Source organism: Gillisia sp. Hel_I_86 (genome assembly GCF_007827275.1).
Classification (GTDB): domain Bacteria; phylum Bacteroidota; class Bacteroidia; order Flavobacteriales; family Flavobacteriaceae; genus Gillisia.
In genome coordinates this window covers 3323072-3346250 of sequence record NZ_VISE01000001.1, presented here as the reverse complement: position 1 = coordinate 3346250, position 23179 = coordinate 3323072, and the positions used below count along the sequence as shown (strand labels likewise).

19 protein-coding genes are annotated in these 23179 nt (G+C 37.2%); 12 read left to right on the top strand and 7 right to left on the bottom strand.

What is annotated here, in order from left to right; genetic code table 11:
* Positions 1-516: 516 nt before the first annotated feature.
* The 4 genes from hutI to JM83_RS15025 all read left to right on the top strand — a co-directional run bounded on the left by hutI (position 517) and on the right by JM83_RS15025 (position 4142).
* Entirely contained in the window at positions 517-1755 is a 1239-nt protein-coding gene (gene hutI / locus JM83_RS15040; protein WP_144962966.1) for an imidazolonepropionase, read from the top strand.
* Positions 1755-2750, top strand: coding sequence for an arginase family protein (locus tag JM83_RS15035; protein WP_144962965.1), 996 nt, complete (start codon positions 1755-1757; stop codon positions 2748-2750). The genes hutI and JM83_RS15035 overlap by 1 nt, the downstream gene beginning before the upstream one ends.
* Positions 2750-3208 carry a GNAT family N-acetyltransferase gene (locus JM83_RS15030; RefSeq protein ID WP_144962964.1) on the top strand — a complete coding sequence of 153 codons (459 nt, stop codon included), beginning with the start codon at positions 2750-2752 and terminating at the stop codon, positions 3206-3208. The genes JM83_RS15035 and JM83_RS15030 overlap by 1 nt, the downstream gene beginning before the upstream one ends.
* Before the next feature lie 127 nt (positions 3209-3335).
* Complete coding sequence (locus JM83_RS15025) at positions 3336-4142, top strand: MBL fold metallo-hydrolase (RefSeq protein ID WP_186435012.1); 807 nt, start codon at positions 3336-3338, stop codon at positions 4140-4142.
* A gap of 9 nt (positions 4143-4151) precedes the next feature.
* Here the strand turns inward: JM83_RS15025 and JM83_RS15020 are convergent, their stop codons facing one another.
* The 3 genes from JM83_RS15020 to glyA form a co-directional block, all read right to left on the bottom strand.
* Positions 4152-4547, bottom strand: a complete 396-nt coding sequence (locus JM83_RS15020) for a YkvA family protein (RefSeq protein WP_144962963.1) — start codon at positions 4545-4547, stop codon at positions 4152-4154.
* 3 nt (positions 4548-4550) lie between these two features.
* Positions 4551-6164, bottom strand: a complete 1614-nt coding sequence (gene treA / locus JM83_RS15015; RefSeq protein ID WP_144962962.1) for an alpha,alpha-trehalase TreA — start codon at positions 6162-6164, stop codon at positions 4551-4553.
* Positions 6165-6363: 199 nt separating this feature from the next.
* Positions 6364-7635, bottom strand: a complete 1272-nt coding sequence (gene glyA / locus JM83_RS15010; RefSeq protein ID WP_144962961.1) for a serine hydroxymethyltransferase — start codon at positions 7633-7635, stop codon at positions 6364-6366.
* Positions 7636-7744: 109 nt separating this feature from the next.
* On the opposite strand from glyA, the gene fahA reads away from it, so the two are divergent.
* Positions 7745-9040 (top strand): fumarylacetoacetase, encoded by a 1296-nt coding sequence (gene fahA, locus JM83_RS15005; RefSeq protein ID WP_144962960.1) that lies wholly within the window; start codon positions 7745-7747, stop codon positions 9038-9040.
* A 410-nt stretch (positions 9041-9450) separates the two neighbouring features.
* Here the strand turns inward: fahA and ytxJ are convergent, their stop codons facing one another.
* Positions 9451-9843, bottom strand: coding sequence for a bacillithiol system redox-active protein YtxJ (gene ytxJ / locus JM83_RS15000; RefSeq protein WP_144962959.1), 393 nt, complete (start codon positions 9841-9843; stop codon positions 9451-9453).
* Positions 9844-10071: 228 nt separating this feature from the next.
* On the opposite strand from ytxJ, the gene clpB reads away from it, so the two are divergent.
* Positions 10072-12681, top strand: a complete 2610-nt coding sequence (gene clpB / locus JM83_RS14995) for an ATP-dependent chaperone ClpB (RefSeq protein WP_144962958.1) — start codon at positions 10072-10074, stop codon at positions 12679-12681.
* 55 nt (positions 12682-12736) lie between these two features.
* On the opposite strand, the gene JM83_RS14990 is transcribed toward clpB, so the two are convergent.
* Positions 12737-12922, bottom strand: a complete 186-nt coding sequence (locus JM83_RS14990) for a CsbD family protein (RefSeq protein ID WP_144962957.1) — start codon at positions 12920-12922, stop codon at positions 12737-12739.
* A 117-nt stretch (positions 12923-13039) separates the two neighbouring features.
* Here JM83_RS14990 and JM83_RS14985 point away from each other — a divergent pair, with 117 nt between their 5' ends.
* The 4 genes from JM83_RS14985 to JM83_RS14970 all read left to right on the top strand — a co-directional run bounded on the left by JM83_RS14985 (position 13040) and on the right by JM83_RS14970 (position 16505).
* Positions 13040-14134, top strand: a complete 1095-nt coding sequence (locus JM83_RS14985) for an esterase-like activity of phytase family protein (protein ID WP_144962956.1) — start codon at positions 13040-13042, stop codon at positions 14132-14134.
* A gap of 3 nt (positions 14135-14137) precedes the next feature.
* Entirely contained in the window at positions 14138-14680 is a 543-nt protein-coding gene (locus tag JM83_RS14980; protein WP_144962955.1) for a SixA phosphatase family protein, read from the top strand.
* A gap of 82 nt (positions 14681-14762) precedes the next feature.
* On the top strand, positions 14763-16004 hold the full coding sequence (locus tag JM83_RS14975) for a DEAD/DEAH box helicase (protein WP_144962954.1): 1242 nt from the start codon (positions 14763-14765) through the stop codon (positions 16002-16004).
* A 207-nt stretch (positions 16005-16211) separates the two neighbouring features.
* Positions 16212-16505, top strand: a complete 294-nt coding sequence (locus JM83_RS14970) for a hypothetical protein (protein WP_144962953.1) — start codon at positions 16212-16214, stop codon at positions 16503-16505.
* Positions 16506-17085: 580 nt separating this feature from the next.
* On the opposite strand, the gene ettA is transcribed toward JM83_RS14970, so the two are convergent.
* On the bottom strand, positions 17086-18777 hold the full coding sequence (gene ettA / locus JM83_RS14965; protein WP_144962952.1) for an energy-dependent translational throttle protein EttA: 1692 nt from the start codon (positions 18775-18777) through the stop codon (positions 17086-17088).
* Between the two features lie 150 nt (positions 18778-18927).
* Positions 18928-19398: a DinB family protein gene (locus tag JM83_RS14960; protein ID WP_144962951.1), complete on the bottom strand. Its 471-nt coding sequence runs from the start codon at positions 19396-19398 to the stop codon at positions 18928-18930.
* Between the two features lie 215 nt (positions 19399-19613).
* Here JM83_RS14960 and JM83_RS14955 point away from each other — a divergent pair, with 215 nt between their 5' ends.
* A complete protein-coding gene (locus tag JM83_RS14955; protein ID WP_144962950.1) occupies positions 19614-21242 on the top strand; it encodes an acyl-CoA carboxylase subunit beta in 1629 nt (542 codons plus the stop codon).
* A 5-nt stretch (positions 21243-21247) separates the two neighbouring features.
* On the top strand, positions 21248-22888 hold the full coding sequence (locus tag JM83_RS14950) for a M1 family metallopeptidase (RefSeq protein ID WP_144962949.1): 1641 nt from the start codon (positions 21248-21250) through the stop codon (positions 22886-22888).
* The last annotated feature ends 291 nt before the right edge of the window (positions 22889-23179 follow it).

Genomic DNA, 23179 nt, shown 5'->3' with positions numbered 1-23179 from the left:
GTTGACTATTCGTTAACCTCATTTTTGTTTTTGCTAATTTTATCTACGTATTGTGTTTTATAGTTGATGCGTCACCCTGAGACCCGTGATAAAAAAATTTACCTAGAGTAGGTTTTTGACATAATTTTCGATTTTCTAATGAAATAGATGCTGAAACCCCCGAAGCTTCGGGGCAGCACGACGGCAATACCGCATCGTCACCCTGAACTTGTTTCAGGGTCTCAATTTAGAATATTGGTTTTTAGTATTAGGGTATCCTGAAATAATTCCGATAGCTATCGTAACAGGATGACCAGTTTACTACCTTTTACGCAGCCTCATTTTAATTAAACCCTGAATGAGGAGATTAAAGATCTGGATCTCAAGAGAGCAAAATCCATCTATTTCCAAAAGGTTCAATAAGTGCGTCGATATTTATGGAGCCCAAAAGATATTGGCACCACCTATTTTATAAGGTATCCTTTCAATTTCTTTAATGTAAAGCGAAAAACCTAAAGGCTTTTTTATCTTTACACTATGAAACTACTTTTTACAAACATTAAAGAACTGCTTCAGGTTAGAGAACCCTCTGTTTTAAAACTTTCCGGAAAAGAGATGAACATCCTTCCTACAATCAAGAATGCTTGGTTGTTAATAGAAGATGCTAAGATCTCCGATTATGGTAAAATGGATGATCTTTCTAACATTTCAGCAGATAAAACAATAGACCTCACCGGGAAGATGGTGATGCCTGCGTGGTGCGATTCCCATACCCATATTGTGTATGCAGGAAACAGGGAACAAGAATTTAGTCAGCGAATTAGCGGGCTTTCCTATGAAGAGATCGCCAACAATGGAGGGGGAATATTAAATTCTGCCAAAACATTGCAAAATACTTCCGAAGAGGATCTCTACGATCAATCTGCCAAAAGATTAGAGGAAGTAATTAAATTGGGTACCGGGGCCGTGGAGATTAAATCAGGATACGGACTCACAAAGGAAGCAGAATTAAAAATGCTTCGGGTAATCAAAAAATTACAGCAGCATTATAACCTACCCATAAAAGCCACTTTTTTAGGAGCTCATGCCCTACCCTTGGAATATAAAAATAAGAAGGGTGAATACATAGATTATGTGATCGATGAAATTCTTCCTGCGGTTGCAAAGGAAAATCTTGCAGACTATATCGATATTTTTTGTGAACTAGGATATTTTACGGTAGAAGACACCAATAAATTACTGAAAGCTGCTGCAAAATTCAATTTACATCCGAAAATACATGTGAATCAGTTCAACGCAATTGGAGGTGTACAGGCAGGAATTGAGAACAATGCATTAAGTGTAGACCATTTGGAAGAAATGAGAGCCGAAGATGTGGAGTCGCTAAAAAATTCCGGAACCATGCCGGTAGCTTTGCCCGGATGTTCACTATTCTTAAGTATTCCGTACACCCCGGCAAGAATGATCATAGATGCGGGACTGCCTTTGGCGCTTGCAACAGATTTTAATCCTGGAAGTGCCCCCAGCGGTAATATGAACCTGGTGGTGTCACTAGCCTGTATTAAAATGAAAATGACCCCGGAAGAAGCCATAAATGCAGCAACCATAAATGGTGCCTATGCAATGGACTTGAGTGAGAAAGTGGGAAGTATTACCAAAGGGAAGCTCGCCAATCTAATAATCACAAAGGCGATCCCATCATACACCTACATTCCGTATGCATTTGGTAGTAATCCCATTGAAGCAATTTATATTAATGGAAAATTGATGGAGTAATGGAAGGGGTTAAAATATATAATTTAAAAGACGTCCAGAAGATCATAAAAAGCCGTGAGGGTGAAATTAAATTTGGGGAGCGGGTTCAATTCATACAAGATCTCGAGGACCTAGCGACCATAGATGCCAAATATGTGCTTTTTGGCATTCCAGAAGATATTGGAATTCGGGGAAATTTAGGCAAAGCTGGAGCCGCCGGAGCATGGAAATGCTGTTTAAATTCTTTGCTTAATATTCAGGCAAATCAATATACCAAACCCGAAAAAGTGATTTTATTGGGGGAGGTGGATTGTAGCAATGCAATGCAAAAAGCTTCGAATATAGATGTTGCCGATCCTAATTATCATTTAAAATTAGGAGACCTCATTGGCAAAATAGATGAAGTAGTAAGTCGAATGGTCACTAAGATCATTTCAGCAGGAAAGATCCCTATAATAATTGGCGGTGGGCATAACAATGCCTACGGAAATATGAAAGGTACTTCTGAAGCCTTAAAAAAATCTGTGAATATTTTAAATATAGATGCCCATACCGATCTTAGAAAAACCGAATACAGGCATAGTGGAAATGGCTTTAGCTATGCCAGAAAAGAAAATTTTCTGGGGAAATATAGAATTTTTGGACTCCATCAAAATTATACACCTCAGTATATCTTTGAAAACATGCTTCATTCAGCAAATGATGGATTCCGTCTTTTTGAGCATTTAATTTTAATGCCTTCAGAAAAAATCGTGCAGGCCTTTAGAGAAGAATTGGAATTTGTTTCTCACGATAATTTTGGATTGGAACTGGATTGTGACGCGATAAAGGGCTTTCCAAGTAGTGCTCAAACCCCAAGTGGCTTTGCTATAAATATGATAAGAAATTTCATAAGCATTGCTTCCGAAGAAGAACACATCAACTATTTGCATATTTGTGAAGCTGCACCTACCGAAGCTACAGAGAATAAAGTAGGAAAGGCTTTAAGTTACTTTATAACAGATTTTATTAGATAATGGAAATTGTATCATACGCCCAAAAATACGCAGAGGACTTCAAAAATCTTAATATCGCATGGCTCGAAAAATATTTTTGGGTAGAGCCGCATGATAAAGATGTGTTGGGGAATCCCAAAAAATATATAATTGCACCGGGAGGCACTATTTTCTTTGTAAAGGAAGATGAAGAAATTATTGCAACTGTCGCTTTGATGAAAATGGAAGATGATATTTTTGAGCTTACAAAAATGGCTGTAACCCCTGCTGCCCAAGGAAAGAAAATTGGACAACAATTAATGGAACACAGCATTGATTTTGCGAAGCAGAAAAAATGGAAGAAACTTATAATCTATTCCAACAGAAAACTTGAAAATGCCATTTATATTTATAAAAAATATGGTTTTAAAGAGATTCCTATCGAAGAAAACAATCCGTATTCCAGGGGGGATATTAAGATGGAGTTGAAGCTTTCATAAATCTTTATTAATTGCTAGAGATTCACTTATAGCTTTCTTAACTTTATGGAATAATCAATATGAAAGCCCCTTTTTGGGTTTTTTTTGGTTAAAAAAACCTATAATAACCAACTAAAAACCATTTAAAATGAAAAGATCGATAATTGCCGTATTTTGTATAGGGGTTTTATTCACCTCTTGTAAAAATGAAGGGAAAAAAGAAAATTTATCTGAAAATGAAACTGAGCCTACAGCTGAAGTAGATCCAGAAATGGAAACTTCAGATCTGGCTCTAGAGATTGTACCTATTTCTCACGCCACTGCAGTTATAAAGTGGGGAGAGGTCGTGATCTATACAGATCCTGTAGGAGGTGCTGACATTTTTAAAGGAAAAGACGCTCCTAGCTTTGTTTTGGTTACAGATATCCATGGAGATCACATGGATGCCAAAACTTTGGAAACTCTTAAATTGGGGGCTACTAAGGTAATTGTTCCTCAAGCCGTTAAAGATAAATTACCAAAAGAAATGGAGGCTAATTTAGTGGTGATGAACAATGGCGACACTCAGGAAATTATGGGATTCTCCATTAAAGCCGTTCCAATGTACAATTTACCAGAGGCTGAAGATGCAAAACACACCAAGGGAAGAGGTAACGGATATATAGTTGAAAAGGATGGGCAACGTCTATACATTTCGGGGGATACTGAAGATATCCCAGAAATGAGAGCCTTGGAGAACATCGATGTGGCATTAGTTTGTATGAACTTACCGTACACAATGACAGTAGAAGATGCAGCAGATGGGGTTTTAGCTTTTGCACCTAAGAAAGTTTACCCATACCATTACAGAGGAAAAGATGGACTTTCAGACGTTTCGAAATTCAAGGAATTGGTAAACAAAGGAAACAAGGAGATTGAAGTAGTGCAATTGAACTGGTATCCAGAAATGAAGTAAGATTAACAACTAAAAATATCTGGTCTTTCCTTGAAAATAGGTGAATAGACTATAGATTATTATTGACCATAAGAAAAGGATGAAAAAAGCAACGACCCAGTTGTTCTTTTTCATCCTTTTCGGGTTTTTAAGAGCCACTAGCCTAGCTTCAAGAATTACTTGCTTTGGAATCAATTTGATGGATGCGGTTATCAAAAGTGGAACCAGAATAAGGTCATCTAAAATTCCCAAGACAGGGATGAAATCTGGAATAAGATCGATGGGACTTAATAAATACCCAACTGTTAATCCAATAAGCAATTTTGCCGTCCACGGAGTTCGAGGATCGCTATAGGCAATGGATAAAACCTGTATCTCCTGCTTAAGTTTCTCAACTTTTAATTTAAGTTTATTCAGGAAATTCAATTTTTATTCTTTGGATAATTTCTGAAAGACCCCATTGGTCCAGCCAAATCCATCTTGCGTAGGATATTCCCCTCCCCCGCTTTCCTTAGACAAATCCTCCACATTATATTTTTCGAGCATCTTAAATGTTTTTTTATATACTTCCCTGTTTAATTTAATCCATCGCCCCTTTATGTCATTTGCCAGCACAGGATAACCGTAGTTCCTTAAACCTTTAATGGCCATCCATTGCAATGGCGCCCAGCCATTGGGCGCATCCCATTGCTGTCCGGTATGGTTGGGGGTTGTAACCAATCCACCGGGTTTTAAGAAAATTTCCTTTATTTTTCCCTGCACCAGCTCCGCCTGGTTTTCTTCAGCTATATTGAAAAACAAGGGATAAACCCCCGCAAGGGAAAGAATTTCAGTTTGAGAATTCTTTTTAAAATTATAATCCATGAAAAACCCATTTTCAGTATTCCAGCAATATTTTAAGATCGCTTCTTTACGCGCATTAGCTTTAGAATTAAATATTTCAGCTTTTACAGGATCACCTCCCAATAGATAACTCTTGGATAAAGTCATCTCTAGATTGTACAACAACGAGTTTAAATCTACAGGAACGATATCTGTGGTGTGGATAGTAGCAAGTTTGTACTCCCCATCTACTTTATTAAGCCATCTGCTCGAGAAATCCCATCCCGATTCTGCTCCTGCCCGTAAATTCCTATAAATATCCTCTCGTTTAAGATTAGGAAAATCTGAAAGTGCCTTATCGGCAGTGGCAACATCTTCACGGTAACTCTCTGGGCGTGGGGTATTTTTAGTGTCCCAATACCTATTTAGGATCGATCCATCGGGCATCATAACTACTCGCAAGTAATCTTGCCTACTTGAATTAATGTCTTCCTTTCCCTTCATCCAAAAATTATATTCCTTTTCCAGAGGTTCTAAATATTCCGAATAAATAGAATCGGATTTGTTGGCCGCAAGAATTTCTACCATAAGGGAATAAAAAGGAGGTTGCGACCTGCCTAAGTAATAGGTGCGATTGCCATTGGGAATAAAGCCTTTTTCATTAATGAGATAAGAAAAATTATCTATCATGTTTTCAATGGTCTCCAGCTCATTGTCTTCAGCTAAACCGAGGATGGTAAAATAACTATCCCAGTAATATACCTCTCTAAACCTTCCACCAGGAACTATATAAGGTTCTGGCAAGGGAATAAGGGTCCCCGATATTTTTTTATCTGCCGGACGTTTTAAAACGCCCCATAGTTTTGAAATGTGGATATTTATAGAGGAAGAATCTGTTACATACGTCGATGAACCAGTAGGTAGCTCAAAATTATTTTCCACAAATTTCTTAAGGGAGGCAGAAGATTTGTCCTTTAAGGCCGCATATTTATTTCTTATTATAGCTACATCATATAAGGGAACGGCATCTACAAAAGTTTTACTGTCCTCAAAAATATTTTCATCGGTTTGTACATCATAGAAGAGTGGCCCGTAAAGTTCATCTGGGGGCAATATCGTAGGGTTTTTCTCTTCAATAATATTGCTAGCAGAGCAGCCGGAAAGCACTACAAAAATCAAAGAGGTGAAAAAAATATTGAAACAAGACAAATTGATTTTCATAATTGAGATGTTAATGACCACTAATTAATATAACAGAAGATCTTGATTAAAATGAAGCGCAGCTAATATAGCAGATTATTAGTCAACTTATAATTCCATCCCTAAAAACTGTTTTTTTTTGATCCGATGATATTTGCAGAACAATAAAGAGAACCTCCCTTTTGGGAAAATCCTATTTATAAAATAATATAACTGGAATTTATGCGAAAAGTGGAAGATCCTGCATCATATCCAGAACTTCGGCTTCAATCTTAATCAGCTCAGCTTCATCCTCAAAATTGGTGATCACACGATCTATAAGATCTACGATCTTGGCCATATCATCTTCTTTAAGTCCGCGTGTTGTTACAGCAGGAGTTCCAATACGAATCCCAGAGGTAACAAAAGGAGACTTATCATCAAAAGGCACCATATTCTTGTTCACCGTGATCTCTGCCATTCCCAAAGCTTCTTCAGCCTGTTTTCCAGTAATATTTTTATTTCTAAGATCTATTAACATCATGTGGTTATCTGTTCCGCCAGAGATCACATGATAATCTTTAGCTACAAATGCAGCTGCCAAGGCTTTTGCATTTTTCTTAACCTGTACCATATAATGAAGAAACTCATCTGTGAGGGCCTCACCGAATGCTACTGCCTTTGCTGCGATAATATGCTCTAAAGGCCCGCCTTGGTTTCCTGGAAACACTCCACTATCCAATAAAGCCGACATTTTCTTAAGATTCCCATTTTTCAATTTCAATCCAAATGGATTATCGAAGTCTTTCCCCATCATGATAATTCCACCTCGTGGTCCACGTAAGGTTTTATGGGTTGTAGAAGTTACCACATGGCAATGTGGTAAAGGATCTCCTAAAAGTCCTTTGGCTATAAGACCGGCAGGATGAGCGATATCTGCAAATAAAATTGCGCCAACACTATCGGCTATTTCACGAAATCTTTTATAATCTATTTCCCTTGAATATGCAGAAGCTCCTGCGATAATCATTTTAGGTTTTTCCCTTTCAGCGATCTCTGCAACTGCATCGTAATCTATCAATCCAGTTTCCTTTACAACTCCGTAAAACACTGGCTGGTATAGCCTCCCAGAAAAGTTTACAGGAGATCCATGCGTTAAATGTCCTCCATGAGAAAGATCGAAACCAAGAAATTTATCTCCTGGCTGCATACAAGCATGAAAAACCGCTGTATTTGCTTGAGAACCTGAATGGGGTTGCACATTGGCATACTCCGCATTAAAAAGTTCCTTTAAACGTTCTATGGCTAGTGTTTCTACCTCATCTACGATCTCACAACCTCCATAATATCTCTTTCCTGGATATCCTTCAGCATATTTATTTGTTAGTATAGAACCGGCTGCTTCAAGCACCTGATCGCTCACAAAATTCTCACTAGCAATTAGTTCTAAACCATTCAGTTGACGGTTTCTTTCAGCTTCTATCAGATCAAAAATTTGTGTATCTTGTTGCATGTTAATTTTTTACGTTAAATATTCCTCAAAAGTAATAATTCCAATCGGTTAATTGCTGGAAAATAATAACTTTGAAATTAATACATTTAAAAATAAAACAAAATAATATATGCCTATATCAGCAAATGATCCTAATAGAAAAACCTGGCTGGACATTCCAAGTAACACCGATTTTCCAATTCAAAATATTCCGTTCGGAGTTTTTTTAACAAGAGACGATATGGTTACAATTGGAACCAGAATTGGTGACTACGCCATTGATCTGGGTGCCCTACATCAATTAGGATATTTTGACGAAATCCCTCTTACCGATGATATTTTTCTTCAAGATACTTTAAACGACTTTATATCTGATGGTAAAAAAACCTGGCGTTTGGTGAGAAACCGAATCGCTGATATTTTTGATGCCAAAAATCCAAAATTAAAAGACAACCAAGATCATCGAAATACAGTGCTTTTCACTTTAGATGAAATTGAAATGCAATTACCGGTACAGGTAGGAGATTATACCGATTTCTATTCTAGTAAAGAACATGCTACCAATGTGGGGACCATGTTCCGTGACCCAGATAATGCACTTTTACCAAACTGGTTGCATATCCCTGTAGGTTACCACGGAAGAAGTTCTTCTATAATTCCCAGTGGTATCCCAGTACATAGACCGCAAGGTCAAACTTTACCGGCAGGGGCTACAGAACCCATTTTTGGCCCTTCCAGATTGGTGGATTTCGAATTGGAAATGGCATTTATTACAACAGATGGAAACCCATTGGGAGAGTCAATTCCCATAGACGAAGCTGAAGATTATATCTTTGGAATGGTCTTGTTTAATGACTGGAGTGCAAGAGACATTCAGAAATGGGAATACGTGCCGCTAGGGCCCTTCTTGGCGAAGAATTTTGCCTCTTCAATTTCACCTTGGATCGTAACCCTGGACGCCTTAGAGCCTTTTAGGACTAAAAGCCCGGAACCGGAAAAGGAATTACTTCCTTACCTTCAATTTAAAGGAAAGAAAAGTTTCAATATTCATTTAGAGGTTGCAATACAGCCTGAAGATAAAGAAGAGACAACGATCTCTAAATCCAATTTCAAATATATGTATTGGAACATGAGTCAGCAACTGGCTCATCATACTGTGAATGGATGCCCAATTAATTCTGGAGACATGATGGGTTCTGGAACTATTTCCGGGCCAACCCCCGATTCTTATGGATCCATGCTGGAACTTTCATGGAAAGGTGAAAAACCTGTGAAATTAAGTGATGGAACTGAGCGGAAATTTATTGAAGATAACGATACGGTTATTATGCGTGGGTACTGTGAAGGAAAAGACAGAAGAATAGGTTTTGGAGAGGTAAGCACTAAGCTTTTACCGGTTTACGAACCCCAAACGAAGAAAAAATAATCTCTTACAACCATAAAAAATGGCTATCCAATACTAATTGGATAGCCATTTTTCTTTCAGATCGATTAACCCTACTTACCTTTTGGTATTTTGAGAATTTTTCTTTTGTCCTCCTGTTTGAGGATTAGACTTAGTTCCCGGTTTCTGAGTTGATTTTTGATCTTTCTTTTGAGGATCTTTTTGATTTTCCATGATACTATATTTAAATGGTTAATAAATAATAGTATGAAGATACGTGTGTAAATTCTTACTTAATAAAGCTTTATAACAACTTTAACCTCCCCTATTAAATAATTACAAATAAAAATTTTAAGAAATATACGTGTTAAAATCAAAAGCCAAACAAGACCACCAGGCATGAATTAAAAAAATCGAGATAAACCTGGGAGATGTAAATCCACAAGGTCAGATTACACTGTTTTCAATTTCTCTATAGTGATCGCACTATGGGAAGCATCATAAACAGCTTTTCCATCTTTGATCATAATCAATTGTGGACTCTCATGAGGGACATTAAACCTGGAAGCAATCTTATTGGAAATATCCCTGTATCTCAAAAGATCCAAGAAATATAATTTAATTGAATCTGGATCTAGATTATAATTTTGCTCAAATTGTCTTAAAACCATTCTACTAATCCCACAAGATGTAGAATGTTTTAAAATTGCAATTGGCTGGTTAAAAGAATCTTTGGCTATTTCCTCTAAGGTCTCAATTTGAGTTAGTTGAATCCAAGGCACAGATTTATTCTCTGGATTATTGTCATTATTTTCAGACTTGAACATTCTATCAAAAAATCCCATATATTATAATTTTAGTGTGCAAAAATAGGATTTCAGGCAATAAAACCATCTATCCCGGAATAAAAGTTTAGATAAAAGAACTTAAAAATAAAAATCTAAATGCGTAACTTATAGTTTAGCACAACAGGCAAAATGTCTGCCCAAACTCAATGATAACAGTCATTTTGACAGCTCCATTCTGTTGGTATATGCTTTGATATTCATGTTTTGTATTTAAAACTAAAACTAATGAACTTAAACAACTTTACCATAAAATCACAAGAGGCCATTCAGCAAGCACAACAACTTGCTCAGGAATTGGGTCATCAGCAAATAGAAAATGAACATATCTTCAAAGGCATTACCTTGGTCGATGAAAATGTAACTCCCTTTCTGCTCAAAAAATTAAATATCAATATTGGGCTTTTTACCCAAATACTGGATAAGACTTTAGAAAATTTCCCAAAAGTAACCGGGGGAGACATAATGCTCTCAAGAACTGCTTCTTCAACTTTAAATGACGCAAGTAGCATCGCCGGTAAAATGAAAGATGAATATGTTTCTATTGAACATCTAATATTGGCAATATTCAAATCTTCCAGTAAGGTTGCTCAGATCTTGAAAGATCAGGGCGCTTCAGAAAAAAGTCTTAGAGCGGCTATAGATGAATTGCGTAAAGGAGATCGAGTAACTTCTAAAAGCGCTGAGGAAACCTATAACTCACTTAACAAATACGCTAAAAACCTCAATAAGTTAGCTGAAGAAGGGAAACTGGATCCTGTTATTGGACGTGATGAAGAAATTAGGAGGGTACTCCAAATTCTATCCAGAAGAACAAAAAACAATCCGATGCTGGTTGGTGAACCCGGGGTTGGGAAAACCGCAATTGCGGAAGGACTAGCCCATAGGATCATAGATGGGGATATTCCAGAAAATTTAAAGAACAAACAAATATTTTCCCTAGATATGGGAGCGCTGATCGCTGGAGCCAAATATAAAGGAGAATTTGAAGAGCGCTTAAAAGCAGTAATAAAAGAAGTTACCGAAAGCGAAGGAGATATCGTATTATTTATCGATGAGATCCACACGCTTGTTGGTGCCGGTGGCGGACAAGGAGCAATGGATGCCGCAAATATTTTAAAGCCGGCCTTAGCTCGTGGAGAGTTAAGAGCCATTGGTGCCACTACCTTGGATGAATATCAGAAATATTTCGAAAAGGACAAAGCTTTGGAAAGACGTTTCCAAAAAGTGATAGTAGATGAGCCAGATACAGAAAGTGCTATCTCTATTCTTCGTGGGATCAAAGAAAAATATGAAACTCATCATAAAGTGCGTATCAAAGATGAGGCTATTATCGCAGCTGTAGAACTTTCGCAACGCTATATCACCAATAGGTTTTTACCAGATAAGGCGATAGATCTTATGGATGAAGCCGCATCAAAAATTAGGATGGAGATCAATTCCAAGCCGGAAGAATTAGATGTGCTGGATAGAAAAGTAACCCAATTAGAAATTGAGATCGAAGCTATCAAGCGGGAGAACGATGAGTCCAAGTTAAAAATTTTAACTGCCGATCTTGCCAACCTTAAGGAAGAGCGCAACGAATTGAATGCACGATGGAAGAACGAAAAAGAGGTTGTAGATAATATTCAATCGGCTAAATCTGATATCGAGCAATTTAAACTGGAAGCCGAAAGGGCAGAACGTGAAGGCGACTACGGAAAAGTGGCAGAAATTAGATATGGCAAAATTAAAGAAGCACAAGAGCGGTTAGAAGAACTACAGAAACAAGTAGAAAACAATCAGGATAGCAAAACGCTAATAAAAGAGGAAGTAACTTACGAGGATATCGCTGAAGTTGTTGCAAAATGGACCGGAGTGCCTGTTACTAAAATGTTGCAAAGTGATCGTGAAAAATTGCTGAAGCTAGAAGATGAATTGCACAAGCGTGTAGTTGGGCAGGAAGAGGCGATCCAAGCTGTGAGTGATGCTGTAAGAAGAAGTCGCGCCGGATTACAAGACCAAAAGAAGCCAATTGGGACCTTCTTGTTTTTGGGTACCACTGGAGTTGGTAAAACCGAGCTGGCGAAGGCTCTTGCAGAATATCTTTTTGATGACGAGTCTGCTATGACCAGAATAGATATGAGCGAATATCAAGAACGTCATGCGGTTAGTAGATTGGTAGGAGCACCTCCGGGATATATAGGTTACGAAGAAGGCGGCCAACTTACCGAAGCTGTTCGTAGAAAACCTTATTCTGTCATCCTATTGGATGAAATTGAAAAAGCACATCCCGATACTTTTAATATTTTATTGCAAGTGTTGGATGAAGGCAGGCTTACAGACAATAAAGGAAGATTGGCCGATTTCAAGAATGCTATTATTATAATGACATCCAACATGGGTTCTCCTATTATTCAGGAGAAATTTGAAACAGTAAAAGATCTTGACACTGCCATGGAAAGTGCAAAAGTAGAAGTACTTGGGTTATTAAAACAAACGGTTCGCCCAGAATTCATCAATAGAATAGATGATATTGTTCTATTTGCACCATTAAACAAGAAGGACATTCTAAAGATCGTAGGCCTACAGTTGAATGGACTTAAAAAAATGCTTTTAAAGCAAGGTATTGTGCTGGATGCTACAAAAGAAGCATTGGCATATCTTTCAAGACTAGGTTTCGACCCTCAATATGGGGCACGACCTGTAAAGAGGGTATTGCAAAGAGAGGTGCTGAACAAACTTTCTAAAGAAATCCTTTCGGGAAGAGTTAAAACAGATAGCATCATATTATTGGATGAATTCGATGACACACTGGTTTTCAGGAATCAGGAAGAACTAGCAAACAAAGACCAATAAAGAAAGGCTGCTTAATAAAATAAGCAGCCTTTTTCAATAAGTGGCGATTTATTGTCTACCACCTATCTATTTCGTCTTTTAATTCTTCTTTCGTTTTACCTGTTTTGTCTTGCAGGCGCCCCATCATTTCGTCAAACTTTCCTTCAGAATAAGTTACGTCATCGTCAGTAAGTTTGCCGTATTTTTGCTTAAAATCCCCTTTAATTCGTTTCCATTTTCCTTCTAATTGGTCATTATTCATAATTTTCATTTTTATGGTTAATAATATTTAAATGTACATTTTACAAACCGCGAATTCTCTCAACAAACTCCTATTATTATCTTAAGGATTTGTTATTTTTACCCTTTACCTAAGTCCATGAAAAGAGTATTACTGTTTGCAATTGCCGCTGTATTTCTTACTTCTTGCGGTACATCCAAAAAATTGAATTCTAAGAATATCGAACTCCGATATTTGGATGACTATATTATTGATGCAAATATCGAAATTGAAGGAACTAAAGTTGGTGGCCTTTCTGGAATAGATTATCAAAACGGTGTTTATTATATAGTTTGCGATCACCCCGGAAATCCAAGAATTTATACTTCGGAAATAAGGATCAAGGGGAATAAAATCGATACCATACTCATTTCTGATGTGATAAAGTTAAATAGGGCTGCAGGATTTTTAAAAGTGAATACGCTGGACCTGGAATCTATAAGAATAGAAAATGAAAATATAGTCTTAACCAGTGAAGGCGCTATTTCTAAAAATCAGAAGCCTTCAATTTTTTATATAGATTCCAATGGGGAGTTCCTTAAGAATTTTGAATTGCCAGATTATTTTACTTCAACAGGAAGCCAACAACCACGGAATAACGGTGTTTTTGAGGGCCTTACCAAAGACCTTCAAAATGAAGGCTTTTGGGTAGGGATGGAACTTCCGCTTACAAAAGATGGCTCTAAACCTAAATTATTTCCTACCAACTCCCCTATAAGAATAACACATTTTAATAAAGAATCGGGAAAAGCCGATGAGCAATTTGTTATTTCCCTGGAGAATATTTCCAAGGTCCCATGGAAATACTTTGCTGTAAATGGACTTACAGAATTGATCCAATATGCACCTCATAAATTCCTGGTATTGGAAAGGGCTTTTTCTGCAGGGCATGGTAGTTATGGAAATACCGTTCGGATTTTTGATATAAATGCTGAAAACGCCACCAATACCTTGGATTTCGAAAACCTGCGAAAAGAAAAATACACAAAAGCCACCAAGGAGTTGGTATTCGATTTTAAATCTGTAAAAAAGAAATTAACTGATGGGATTATTGATAATATTGAAGGAATGACCTTTGGCCCAGATCTTCCAAATGGGAACAAAACCTTAATTCTAATTTCAGACAATAATTTTAATACTTTGGGAAAACAATTGAATCAAGTAATATTAATGGAAGTCATCTTTAAACAATAAAACATGAAAAGTTTTGCTTTAATACTCACTATTGTACTCTCTACCTTCAGCATAAACAAGGCTAATAAAATTGAAAATAAGGAGACATCTTCATTGGAAAATCATAATGAAGTAACCACCTATTATTTAATTCGGCATGCAGAAAAAGACCGAAGTGATACTACTAAAAAAGATCCTTTATTGACTGATCAAGGAACGGAAAGGGCAGAAAATTGGGCGAAGGTCTTTAAAGATGTTCCTTTCGACATGGTTTACAGCACCAATTATCACAGAACCAAAGCCACGGCACAACCTACTGCTTCTTCAAAAGATTTGGAGCTTAATATATATGATCCCCACAAAATTTATGATGCAGAATTTCAGAAAGAAACCAAAGGCAAAACGGTTTTAGTGGTGGGACATAGCAATACCACGCCAGAATTTGCAAATGCTATTTTAAAAGAAAAAAAATATGAGCATCTTTCGGATAATGAAAATGGGGCTTTGTTTATTGTAACAGTGAATTTAGATGGTTCTGCAAGCTCTCAGGTTTTATATATTAACTAAATACCACTTTTAGCTAACTTCGCTTTTTAAGCTAGCAAAGCCAACGTACAATTATAGTATCTTTGAAGTCTAAAATAAAATTATGCTTTTTGAAGATTTACCTTTATCCCAAACCATTCAGCAGGGAATATCCGAAATAGGACACACCACTCCTACTCCAATCCAAGAAAAGGTAATTCCTGAAATATTAAGAAGGAACGATGTTATTGCTTGTGCGCAAACAGGAACCGGGAAAACAGGTGCTTTTGCTATTCCGCTGCTACAACTTTTGATTAAGCGGGTGGAAGATCCAAAAATAAAAGACACTCTATCTGTATTAATTGTAAGCCCAACCAGAGAATTGGCCGTGCAAATTGCAGAGAATATTAAAGACTATTCAAAATTCACCAATATAAAATCCGGAGTAGTTTTTGGTGGTGCTTCCATGCAACCACAAATCAACTTCTTAAAAGATGGCTTACATATTCTGGTAGCTACTCCCGGAAGACTATTGGACCTAAGAAAACAAGGTTACATCAATCTTGAAGAAGTGGAAATTTTGGTTCTCGATGAAGCAGATCTTATGCTGGATATGGGCTTTATAGATGAAGTCCAAAAAATAATCAGGCTTGCTCCCAATTTGGTGCAAAGGCTTATGTTTTCAGCAACTATTCCACCAAAAGTTCAGGATCTGGCCAAATCTTTATTGCAAGACCCTGAGAAAATTGAGCTGACCGTAAATTCTTCTGCCGCACCCTCTATAGAGCAAAAGCTATATATGGTTCCAAAGCGGGATAAAGTAGAACTACTGCTTTATGTAATGCGTAATGTGGTTAAAAACAAATCTGTCTTGATCTTTAGGAGAACCAAGTTTGGAGTTGAAAAAGCTTTGCAATCTCTTGTGAAAAATGGCTTTAAAGCCGATGAACTTCACGGAGATAAAAGTCAGTCTGATAGAACTTCGGCGTTGGAAAGATTTAAAAGCAAAGAAGTAAATATATTGGTTGCAACAGATCTTGCAGCACGTGGATTAGATATCGATTCCTTGGATTTTGTGATCAATTTTGACATCCCGAGTATGTCAGAGGTTTATGTACATCGAATTGGGCGTACCGGGCGTGCAGGCAGTGTGGGAACCTCAATTTCTTTTTGTAGTGCAGATGAAAAAAAATACATAAAATTCATTGAAACATTGATCGGGAATAAAATTCCTGTAGAGACGGAACATCCTTATCCTTTAGAGAAAGATGCTGAACCTATCGTTCACAAAAAGAAAGGCAGCAAGCATAAAAAAGGGAGAAAAGGAAGTGGTTCTAAAGCCAATAAAAAACGCTGGTATAAATAATATCATTTTTTGTCATTTCGACCGAAGGGAGAAATCTTTATTTCGTATTTAAAAGCTGTATAAATCTTGGTCGAACTGAGCATGTCGAAGTTTGACGGCCAGAATTACCAAGATTAAATTCTTTTTTGAAAGAGATTTCTCGGTCGTTCAAAAACTCCTTCGAAATGACAACAAAAAAAGTTTTTAGCTTTCAGTAAGAAAAGTGGGTTGACCAATCTCCGTTGTTTTTGCGGTTTTGATCCTGATACTACTTTCAACGATTTTACCCTCCAGTTTAAAGATTCAGAAAACAGGGTTAGTGTGCAGAATCCCAGAGAAGATTATTTTTATATAGCAAAATCGGGTACCTCCGATTATACGCTATCTGAGGACACCCTAAAAATAAATGGTTCAGATGACTTCAAATATACAATTGATGGGGATATTCTCATTTTAACAAGAGTAGACGATCCACAAATTGCAGATGACGAATTGGAATTGACTTACAGGAACATAGAGTAATACTAGTTTGAATTATAAAATAAAACCTCCGAAGAAAGATCTTCGGAGATTTTTTATGCTTAAAATAATCTGCAAATTGATAAAATGGTCATCCTGAGCGTAGGAAATTGACGTATGATGGTTCTTAGCAGATTTATCGTTTTTAAGAACTTCTTTTTTGCCGTGTAGTGCTTCCCCAGCGTAAAATTTTCGAAGCCTTGGAGAAAATTTAGCTGGGGGAGCACGGTTCTAATTATGCGGTAGCATAATTGTAAACACCTACAAAAAAGTGTCCTTTTTTTGGTTCCGTTTTTTTGGACAAACAAAAAAATCAACAACCATTAAAATTAATCAAAGCTTTATAGACCAAAGGGAGTGTTTTACAAATTCTTGGAATTGCCGCAATGAGAACAAAAAGCGTATTAAAAAATAGCTAAGGAATTAGATACTATAATTAGCTATAAATAAGCAACTTATAAAAATACGTCAATGGTAATTCATTTCAGGATCTCTAAAATCTTATATAGTTATAATTAATTAAAAGCTGAAACTCCCGAACCGTCGGGACAGCTTGACGAAAATATAAAATTTTGACAGTCATTTATCGAGTCAATTTTTTGTATTTGATACGCTTCGGCATCAAATCTCCACCCAAACGTTTCTTTTTGTTCTCTTCATAATCTGAGAAACCCCCTTCAAAGAAATAAACCTGCGAATTACCTTCAAAAGCTAGGATATGCGTACATATTCTATCCAAGAACCATCTATCGTGAGAAATCACCACCGCACAGCCCGCAAAGTTATCTAAACCTTCTTCCAGCGCACGCAGGGTATTTACATCCAAGTCATTCGTTGGCTCATCCAATAACAACACGTTTCCTTCTTCTTTAAGAGTCATGGCAAGGTGCAAACGGTTACGTTCCCCTCCGGAAAGCATGCTCACTTTTTTGTTCTGTTCTCCTCCCCCAAAATTGAATCGGCTTAAATAGGCTCTGGAATTCACTTGTTTTCCCCCCATATTAATAAGCTCCTGCCCGTCGCTGAAATTTTGCCAAATCGTTTTTTCGGGATCCATATTGGAATGGCTTTGATCTACATATGCGATCTTTACCGTATCTCCTACTTCAAAACTTCCCTGATCTGGAGCTATCTCACCCATGATCATTTTAAAAATAGTGGTCTTACCTGCACCGTTAGGCCCAATAACTCCAACAATTCCAGCCTGTGGTAAGGTGAAATTAAAATCTTCATAAAGCAGTTTATCATCAAAAGCCTTGCTTACTCCTTTAGCTTCAATAACGTTTGTTCCCAAACGGGGACCATTAGGAATATAGATCTCCAATTGCTCGTCCATCTTTTTCTGATCCTGACTCAACAATTTATCGTAATTGTTCAATCTCGCTTTTTGCTTGGTCTGCCTTCCTTTTGGGGACATACGGGACCATTCCAATTCCCGTTCTAATGTTTTTTGACGCTTGCTTGCTGTTTTTTGCTCCTGTGCCAAACGTTTGGATTTTTGATCTAACCAAGAAGAATAGTTCCCTTTCCAAGGAATTCCTTCACCTCGATCCAGTTCCAGTATCCACCCGGCTACATTGTCAAGGAAGTACCTATCGTGAGTTACAGCGATCACGGTTCCTTTGTATTGAGCTAAATGATGTTCCAACCAATGTACAGATTCGGCATCCAAATGGTTGGTTGGCTCATCCAATAATAACACATCTGGCTCTTGTAATAACAATCTACATAAAGCAACTCTTCTGCGCTCCCCTCCAGATAATACTCCAATTTTCTTGTCCGAGTCTGGAGTACGAAGTGCATCCATTGCAATTTCCAGTTTGGTATCTAATTCCCAAGCATTAGAAGCATCGATCTCATCTTGTAGAGCTGCCTGCTTATCCATGAGTTTTTGCATTTTATCTGCATCCTCATAAACCTCAGGAAGGCCAAACATATCGTTTATCTTATTGTATTCATCAAGAATTGCCACAGTTGCAGCCACCCCTTCTTTTACAACCTCTAAAACCGTTTTTTCATCATCAAGATCTGGTTCTTGCTCCAGCATACCAACGGTATACCCGGGAGCGAAGACCACATCTCCTTGATAGTTCTTTTCCACCCCTGCAATGATCTTCAACAATGTTGATTTTCCAGATCCGTTCAATCCTAAAATCCCTATTTTAGCCCCATAGAAGAAACTTAAATAAATATTCTTTAGTACTGGTGTATTTGCTCCCGGGAAGGTCTTTGTTAACCCAGACATGGAGAAAATCACCTTATTATCATCTGCCATTTTTAATGTTTTTATTATTACAATCTAATAAATCCTATTTAAACTGTCACTGTCTCATTCATCAATAGTATAGTGACACTTTAAAATTTTAGATTTTTGAAAGTACAAATATCCTAAATTTTAATCGCATCCCAGCATTGCAAACCTGAATTATGCGGGATACAAACCTAAACTTCTTAAAACAATCATCAATTGACCGGTGTGATACGAATTATGCTCGATTACCAGGAAAATTTCTCTTAGTACAATGTGCTTAGTTTGTAAATTCACAGGACGAAAAATGTCATTTTTTGGCTCTAGTAAAAATTCGATTAATTCTTGCTGTTCTTTAAAAAACTTCGATTTTAATGATTCCCACACTTCAGAAGATTCAATACTGTTATTCTTGGGCCAATAATCTTGTGGCCACTGCTTATGCTTGTAATTATCATTTTTGATATAATCCAATATGTCTCTCTGAGCGAATCTTATATGATAGAATATCTCATAGAAGGAATATGGAAGATTTTCAGGACGTTCACATAATTTTTCAAATGAAATAAATTTTAACAAATTATCGATTGGCATAAAAGCTTCCCCACCCTTAATATGCTTAACTAATTGATTTCTAATTTCTTTCATGTCTTAAACTTTGATTTTTCACGGAATCGCAAAACTATATCATTACAAATAACCATATTTCAGGAGGCATTTTAAAACATTTTCAGCTTTAAAAATTACATCGATTTTGTATTTTAGCCAAGATACTGATACTAGAATAAAATCCCGAAATTATTCTTGGGTTATCATTATCTCTTTAACCACTAATATTCGGGCAATATAATACTACAATTCCTATGGATCTTAACTTCAATAAAAATGAAGATCATAATAAACTTTTACTTTCTACATTAAGACAAAAGCTTGCACAAGTTAAGCTTGGAGGAGGAGAAAAACGCATCGAAAAACATCATGCCAAGGGAAAAATGACTGCCAGAGAGCGTGTTAATTATCTTTTAGATGATTCTGAAGCTGCTATAGAGCTTGGAGCCTTTGTAGGAGATGAGATGTATGAAGAGCATGGCGGATGCCCTAGTGGTGGAGTAGTTATTAAAATAGGACATGTTTCCGGAAAACAATGTATTGTTGTTGCAAACGATGCAACCGTAAAAGCCGGAGCTTGGTTTCCTATCACTGCAAAAAAGAATTTAAGGGCTCAGGAGATTGCTATCGAAAACAGGCTTCCAATCATTTATTTGGTGGACAGCGCGGGGGTATATTTACCAATGCAAGATGAAATTTTTCCGGACAAAGAACACTTCGGAAGAATTTTCAGAAATAATGCAGTAATGAGTAGTATGGGAATAACCCAAATCTCAGCCGTAATGGGAAGTTGTGTTGCCGGTGGTGCTTACTTACCAATTATGAGTGATGAAGCTATAATAGTTGAAAAAACCGGAAGTATTTTCTTAGCAGGAAGCTACTTGGTAAAAGCTGCTATAGGAGAATCTATAGATAATGAAACTCTTGGGGGTGCTACCACACATTCTGAAATAAGTGGAGTAACAGATTATAAAGCCAAAGACGATAAAGATGCCTTGGACAAGATCAAGAACATCATGGATAAAATTGGGGATTACGATAAGGCTGGATATAGTAGGAAGCCTACTGTAAAACCGAAGGAAGATCCAAATGAGATCTTCGGAATTTTACCAAGAAAGCGCAACGATCAATATGACATGCGGGAGATCATCTCGAGATTGGTAGATGATTCCGAATTTGAAGAATATAAGAAGGAATATGGGCAAACAATTATTACCGGATACGCCAGAATAGATGGGTGGGCAGTTGGAATTGTTGCCAATCAGCGTAAAATTGTAAAAACCAAGACCGGAGAAATGCAGTTTGGCGGGGTTATTTATTCAGATTCTGCCGATAAAGCCACTCGTTTTATAGCAAACTGTAACCAGAAGAAAATTCCTTTGGTGTTTTTACAAGATGTTACCGGATTCATGGTTGGAAGTAAAAGTGAGCATGGCGGAATTATAAAAGATGGAGCCAAAATGGTGAGTGCAGTAAGTAACTCTGTAGTGCCTAAATTCACAATCATCATTGGAAACTCCTATGGTGCCGGGAATTACGCGATGTGCGGAAAAGCATACGATCCTAGATTTATAGTGGCATGGCCAAGTGCCGAGCTTGCCGTAATGGGAGGAACTCAAGCTGCAAAGGTATTGGCTCAAATTGAAACAGCTTCCATGGCCAAAAAAGGGGAAAAAGTAGATGCCGACAAAGAAAAAGAAGTATTCGATAAAATAAAAGCCAGATACGACAAACAAACTTCTCCATACTATGCAGCCGCCAGACTATGGACAGATGCTATTATAAATCCGTTAGATACCAGAAAATGGATCTCTACAGGGATTGAAGCTGCGAACCACGCTCCTATTACCAAAGATTTTAATTTAGGAGTAATCCAGACCTGATTTTAATGAAAAATATCTTTTTATTATTGGCTGCTGTTTTATTTACAAGTATTTCGGTAAATGGTCAAGTACTTAGTAACAAGCAAAAACAATATACCGAAGCAGATTCCCTTCGAGGATCGCTGAGGCCGGAACGTGCATACGATGTTTTGAAATATCATTTGCAAGTTCAAATTGATCCAGAAGAGCGATTTATCTCAGGTTTTAATACGATTACATTTAAGGCTGAAGAAGATTTGCCTGTTATGCAGATAGATCTTTTCGAAAACATGCAGATAGACTCAATATTGCATGGGAATCATCAGCTAGCCTATACCAGAAAATTTAATGCTGTTTTTGTTGAATTCGAAGAAGCCTTAGGATCTGAAGCAACAGACTCCATTCAGGTGTTTTATTCTGGGAATCCTATAGTTGCAAAAAATGCGCCCTGGGATGGTGGTTTTGTTTTTAAAAAGGATGAAGAAGGAAATCCGTGGATTGGAGTAGCCGTTCAGGGAACCGGAGCCAGTCTTTGGTATCCCAATAAAGATCATCAAAGTGATGAGCCGGAAGAAACCTTGATTGAAATTGCAGTACCAAACGGGCTGACCAATGTTTCCAATGGACGATTTATTGGTAAAACAGATTTACAAAATGGGTACACTCGCTGGAGTTATAAGGTGAATAATCCTATAAATAACTACGACATCGTTTTCAACATAGCCAATTATGTTCATTTTCAAGATACCTATCAAGATCTGGATCTGGATTTTTATGTGTTGCCTTATAACCTCGAAAAAGCTAAAAAACAGTTCGCAGAGGTTAAACCAATGATGGAATGTTTTTATGAAAAGTTCGGGGAATATCCTTTTAAAGAGGATGGGTTCAAGCTGGTGGAAACTCCTTATTTGGGCATGGAACATCAAAGTGCCGTAGCTTATGGTAACTACTACAAAATGGGCTATTTAGGCCGTGATCTCTCTGGAACAGGAATTGGCTTAAGATGGGATTTCATTATCATCCATGAATCTGGACACGAGTGGTTTGGGAACAGCATCACAGCTAATGACATTGCCGATATGTGGATCCATGAAGGTTTCACTACCTATTCTGAAGCAGTTTATATTGAATGTAGGTGGGGAAAAGAAGATGCTTTAAAATATTTGGAAGGGCTTAGAAAGAACATTGGCAACCAGTCACCTATAATTGGAGACTATGGAGTGAACAGTGAAGGTTCCAGAGATATGTATCCTAAAGGTGCTAATCTCTTAAATACTATTAGAAGTATTTATGACAATGATGAACTTTGGTGGAAAACCTTAAAAGATTACACCAGTACCTACAAGCATCAAACAATTGACACGAAAACGGTTGAAGATTTCTTTAATGTTCCAATAGCAACAGAGCTTCAACCGGTTTTTGACCAATATTTAAGATACGCTAACATTCCGGTATTGGAATTCAAAAAAACTGGCAAACGAATCCATTATCGTTGGAATACAGATGTCTCTAACTTCAGGATGCCTGTTGATATTTTTATACATGAAAAAGAAATTAGGATTGCTCCTTCAAATACTTGGATCGAATTTTCGAAGGAAGTAGAAGATCTCGATGATATTCAAGTCAACGAAAAAGAGTTCTATATAGAAACAAAATTTATAAAATAACAGAGATCACTAGATAAACACATATCTAAATAAGATGATTATCCTGTTAATAACCAGTATTTTAATCTTTACCACAATGTCGGTTCGAGATCCGTGATAAAAAAATTATCCAGCGTAGGAAATTGACGTGTTTTTTATATAAGCTGATGGGATGCTGAAACAAGTTCAGCATGACGACAATTCCGCATCGTCACCCTGAACTGGTTTCAGGGTCTTGGATTCACAAATAAATAAAAACACGTCAATGGTAGCGGAGTCGAGAACTCTTCGTTCTCTAAATAAAGGTTTTGA

Bases quoted from the DNA above. Each gene is read 5' to 3' on its own strand.
- hutI (WP_144962966.1), top strand. From the start codon at position 517: ATGAAACTACTTTTTACAAACATTAAAGAACTGCTTCAGGTTAGAGAA.
- JM83_RS15035 (WP_144962965.1), top strand. From the start codon at position 1,755: ATGGAAGGGGTTAAAATATATAATTTAAAAGACGTCCAGAAGATCATA.
- JM83_RS15030 (WP_144962964.1), top strand. From the start codon at position 2,750: ATGGAAATTGTATCATACGCCCAAAAATACGCAGAGGACTTCAAAAAT.
- JM83_RS15025 (WP_186435012.1), top strand. From the start codon at position 3,336: ATGAAAAGATCGATAATTGCCGTATTTTGTATAGGGGTTTTATTCACC.
- treA (WP_144962962.1), bottom strand. From the start codon at position 6,164: ATGAAAATCAATTTGTCTTGTTTCAATATTTTTTTCACCTCTTTGATT.
- glyA (WP_144962961.1), bottom strand. From the start codon at position 7,635: ATGCAACAAGATACACAAATTTTTGATCTGATAGAAGCTGAAAGAAAC.
- fahA (WP_144962960.1), top strand. From the start codon at position 7,745: ATGCCTATATCAGCAAATGATCCTAATAGAAAAACCTGGCTGGACATT.
- ytxJ (WP_144962959.1), bottom strand. From the start codon at position 9,843: ATGGGATTTTTTGATAGAATGTTCAAGTCTGAAAATAATGACAATAAT.
- clpB (WP_144962958.1), top strand. From the start codon at position 10,072: ATGAACTTAAACAACTTTACCATAAAATCACAAGAGGCCATTCAGCAA.
- JM83_RS14990 (WP_144962957.1), bottom strand. From the start codon at position 12,922: ATGAATAATGACCAATTAGAAGGAAAATGGAAACGAATTAAAGGGGAT.
- JM83_RS14985 (WP_144962956.1), top strand. From the start codon at position 13,040: ATGAAAAGAGTATTACTGTTTGCAATTGCCGCTGTATTTCTTACTTCT.
- JM83_RS14980 (WP_144962955.1), top strand. From the start codon at position 14,138: ATGAAAAGTTTTGCTTTAATACTCACTATTGTACTCTCTACCTTCAGC.
- JM83_RS14975 (WP_144962954.1), top strand. From the start codon at position 14,763: ATGCTTTTTGAAGATTTACCTTTATCCCAAACCATTCAGCAGGGAATA.
- ettA (WP_144962952.1), bottom strand. From the start codon at position 18,777: ATGGCAGATGATAATAAGGTGATTTTCTCCATGTCTGGGTTAACAAAG.
- JM83_RS14960 (WP_144962951.1), bottom strand. From the start codon at position 19,398: ATGAAAGAAATTAGAAATCAATTAGTTAAGCATATTAAGGGTGGGGAA.
- JM83_RS14955 (WP_144962950.1), top strand. From the start codon at position 19,614: ATGGATCTTAACTTCAATAAAAATGAAGATCATAATAAACTTTTACTT.
- JM83_RS14950 (WP_144962949.1), top strand. From the start codon at position 21,248: ATGAAAAATATCTTTTTATTATTGGCTGCTGTTTTATTTACAAGTATT.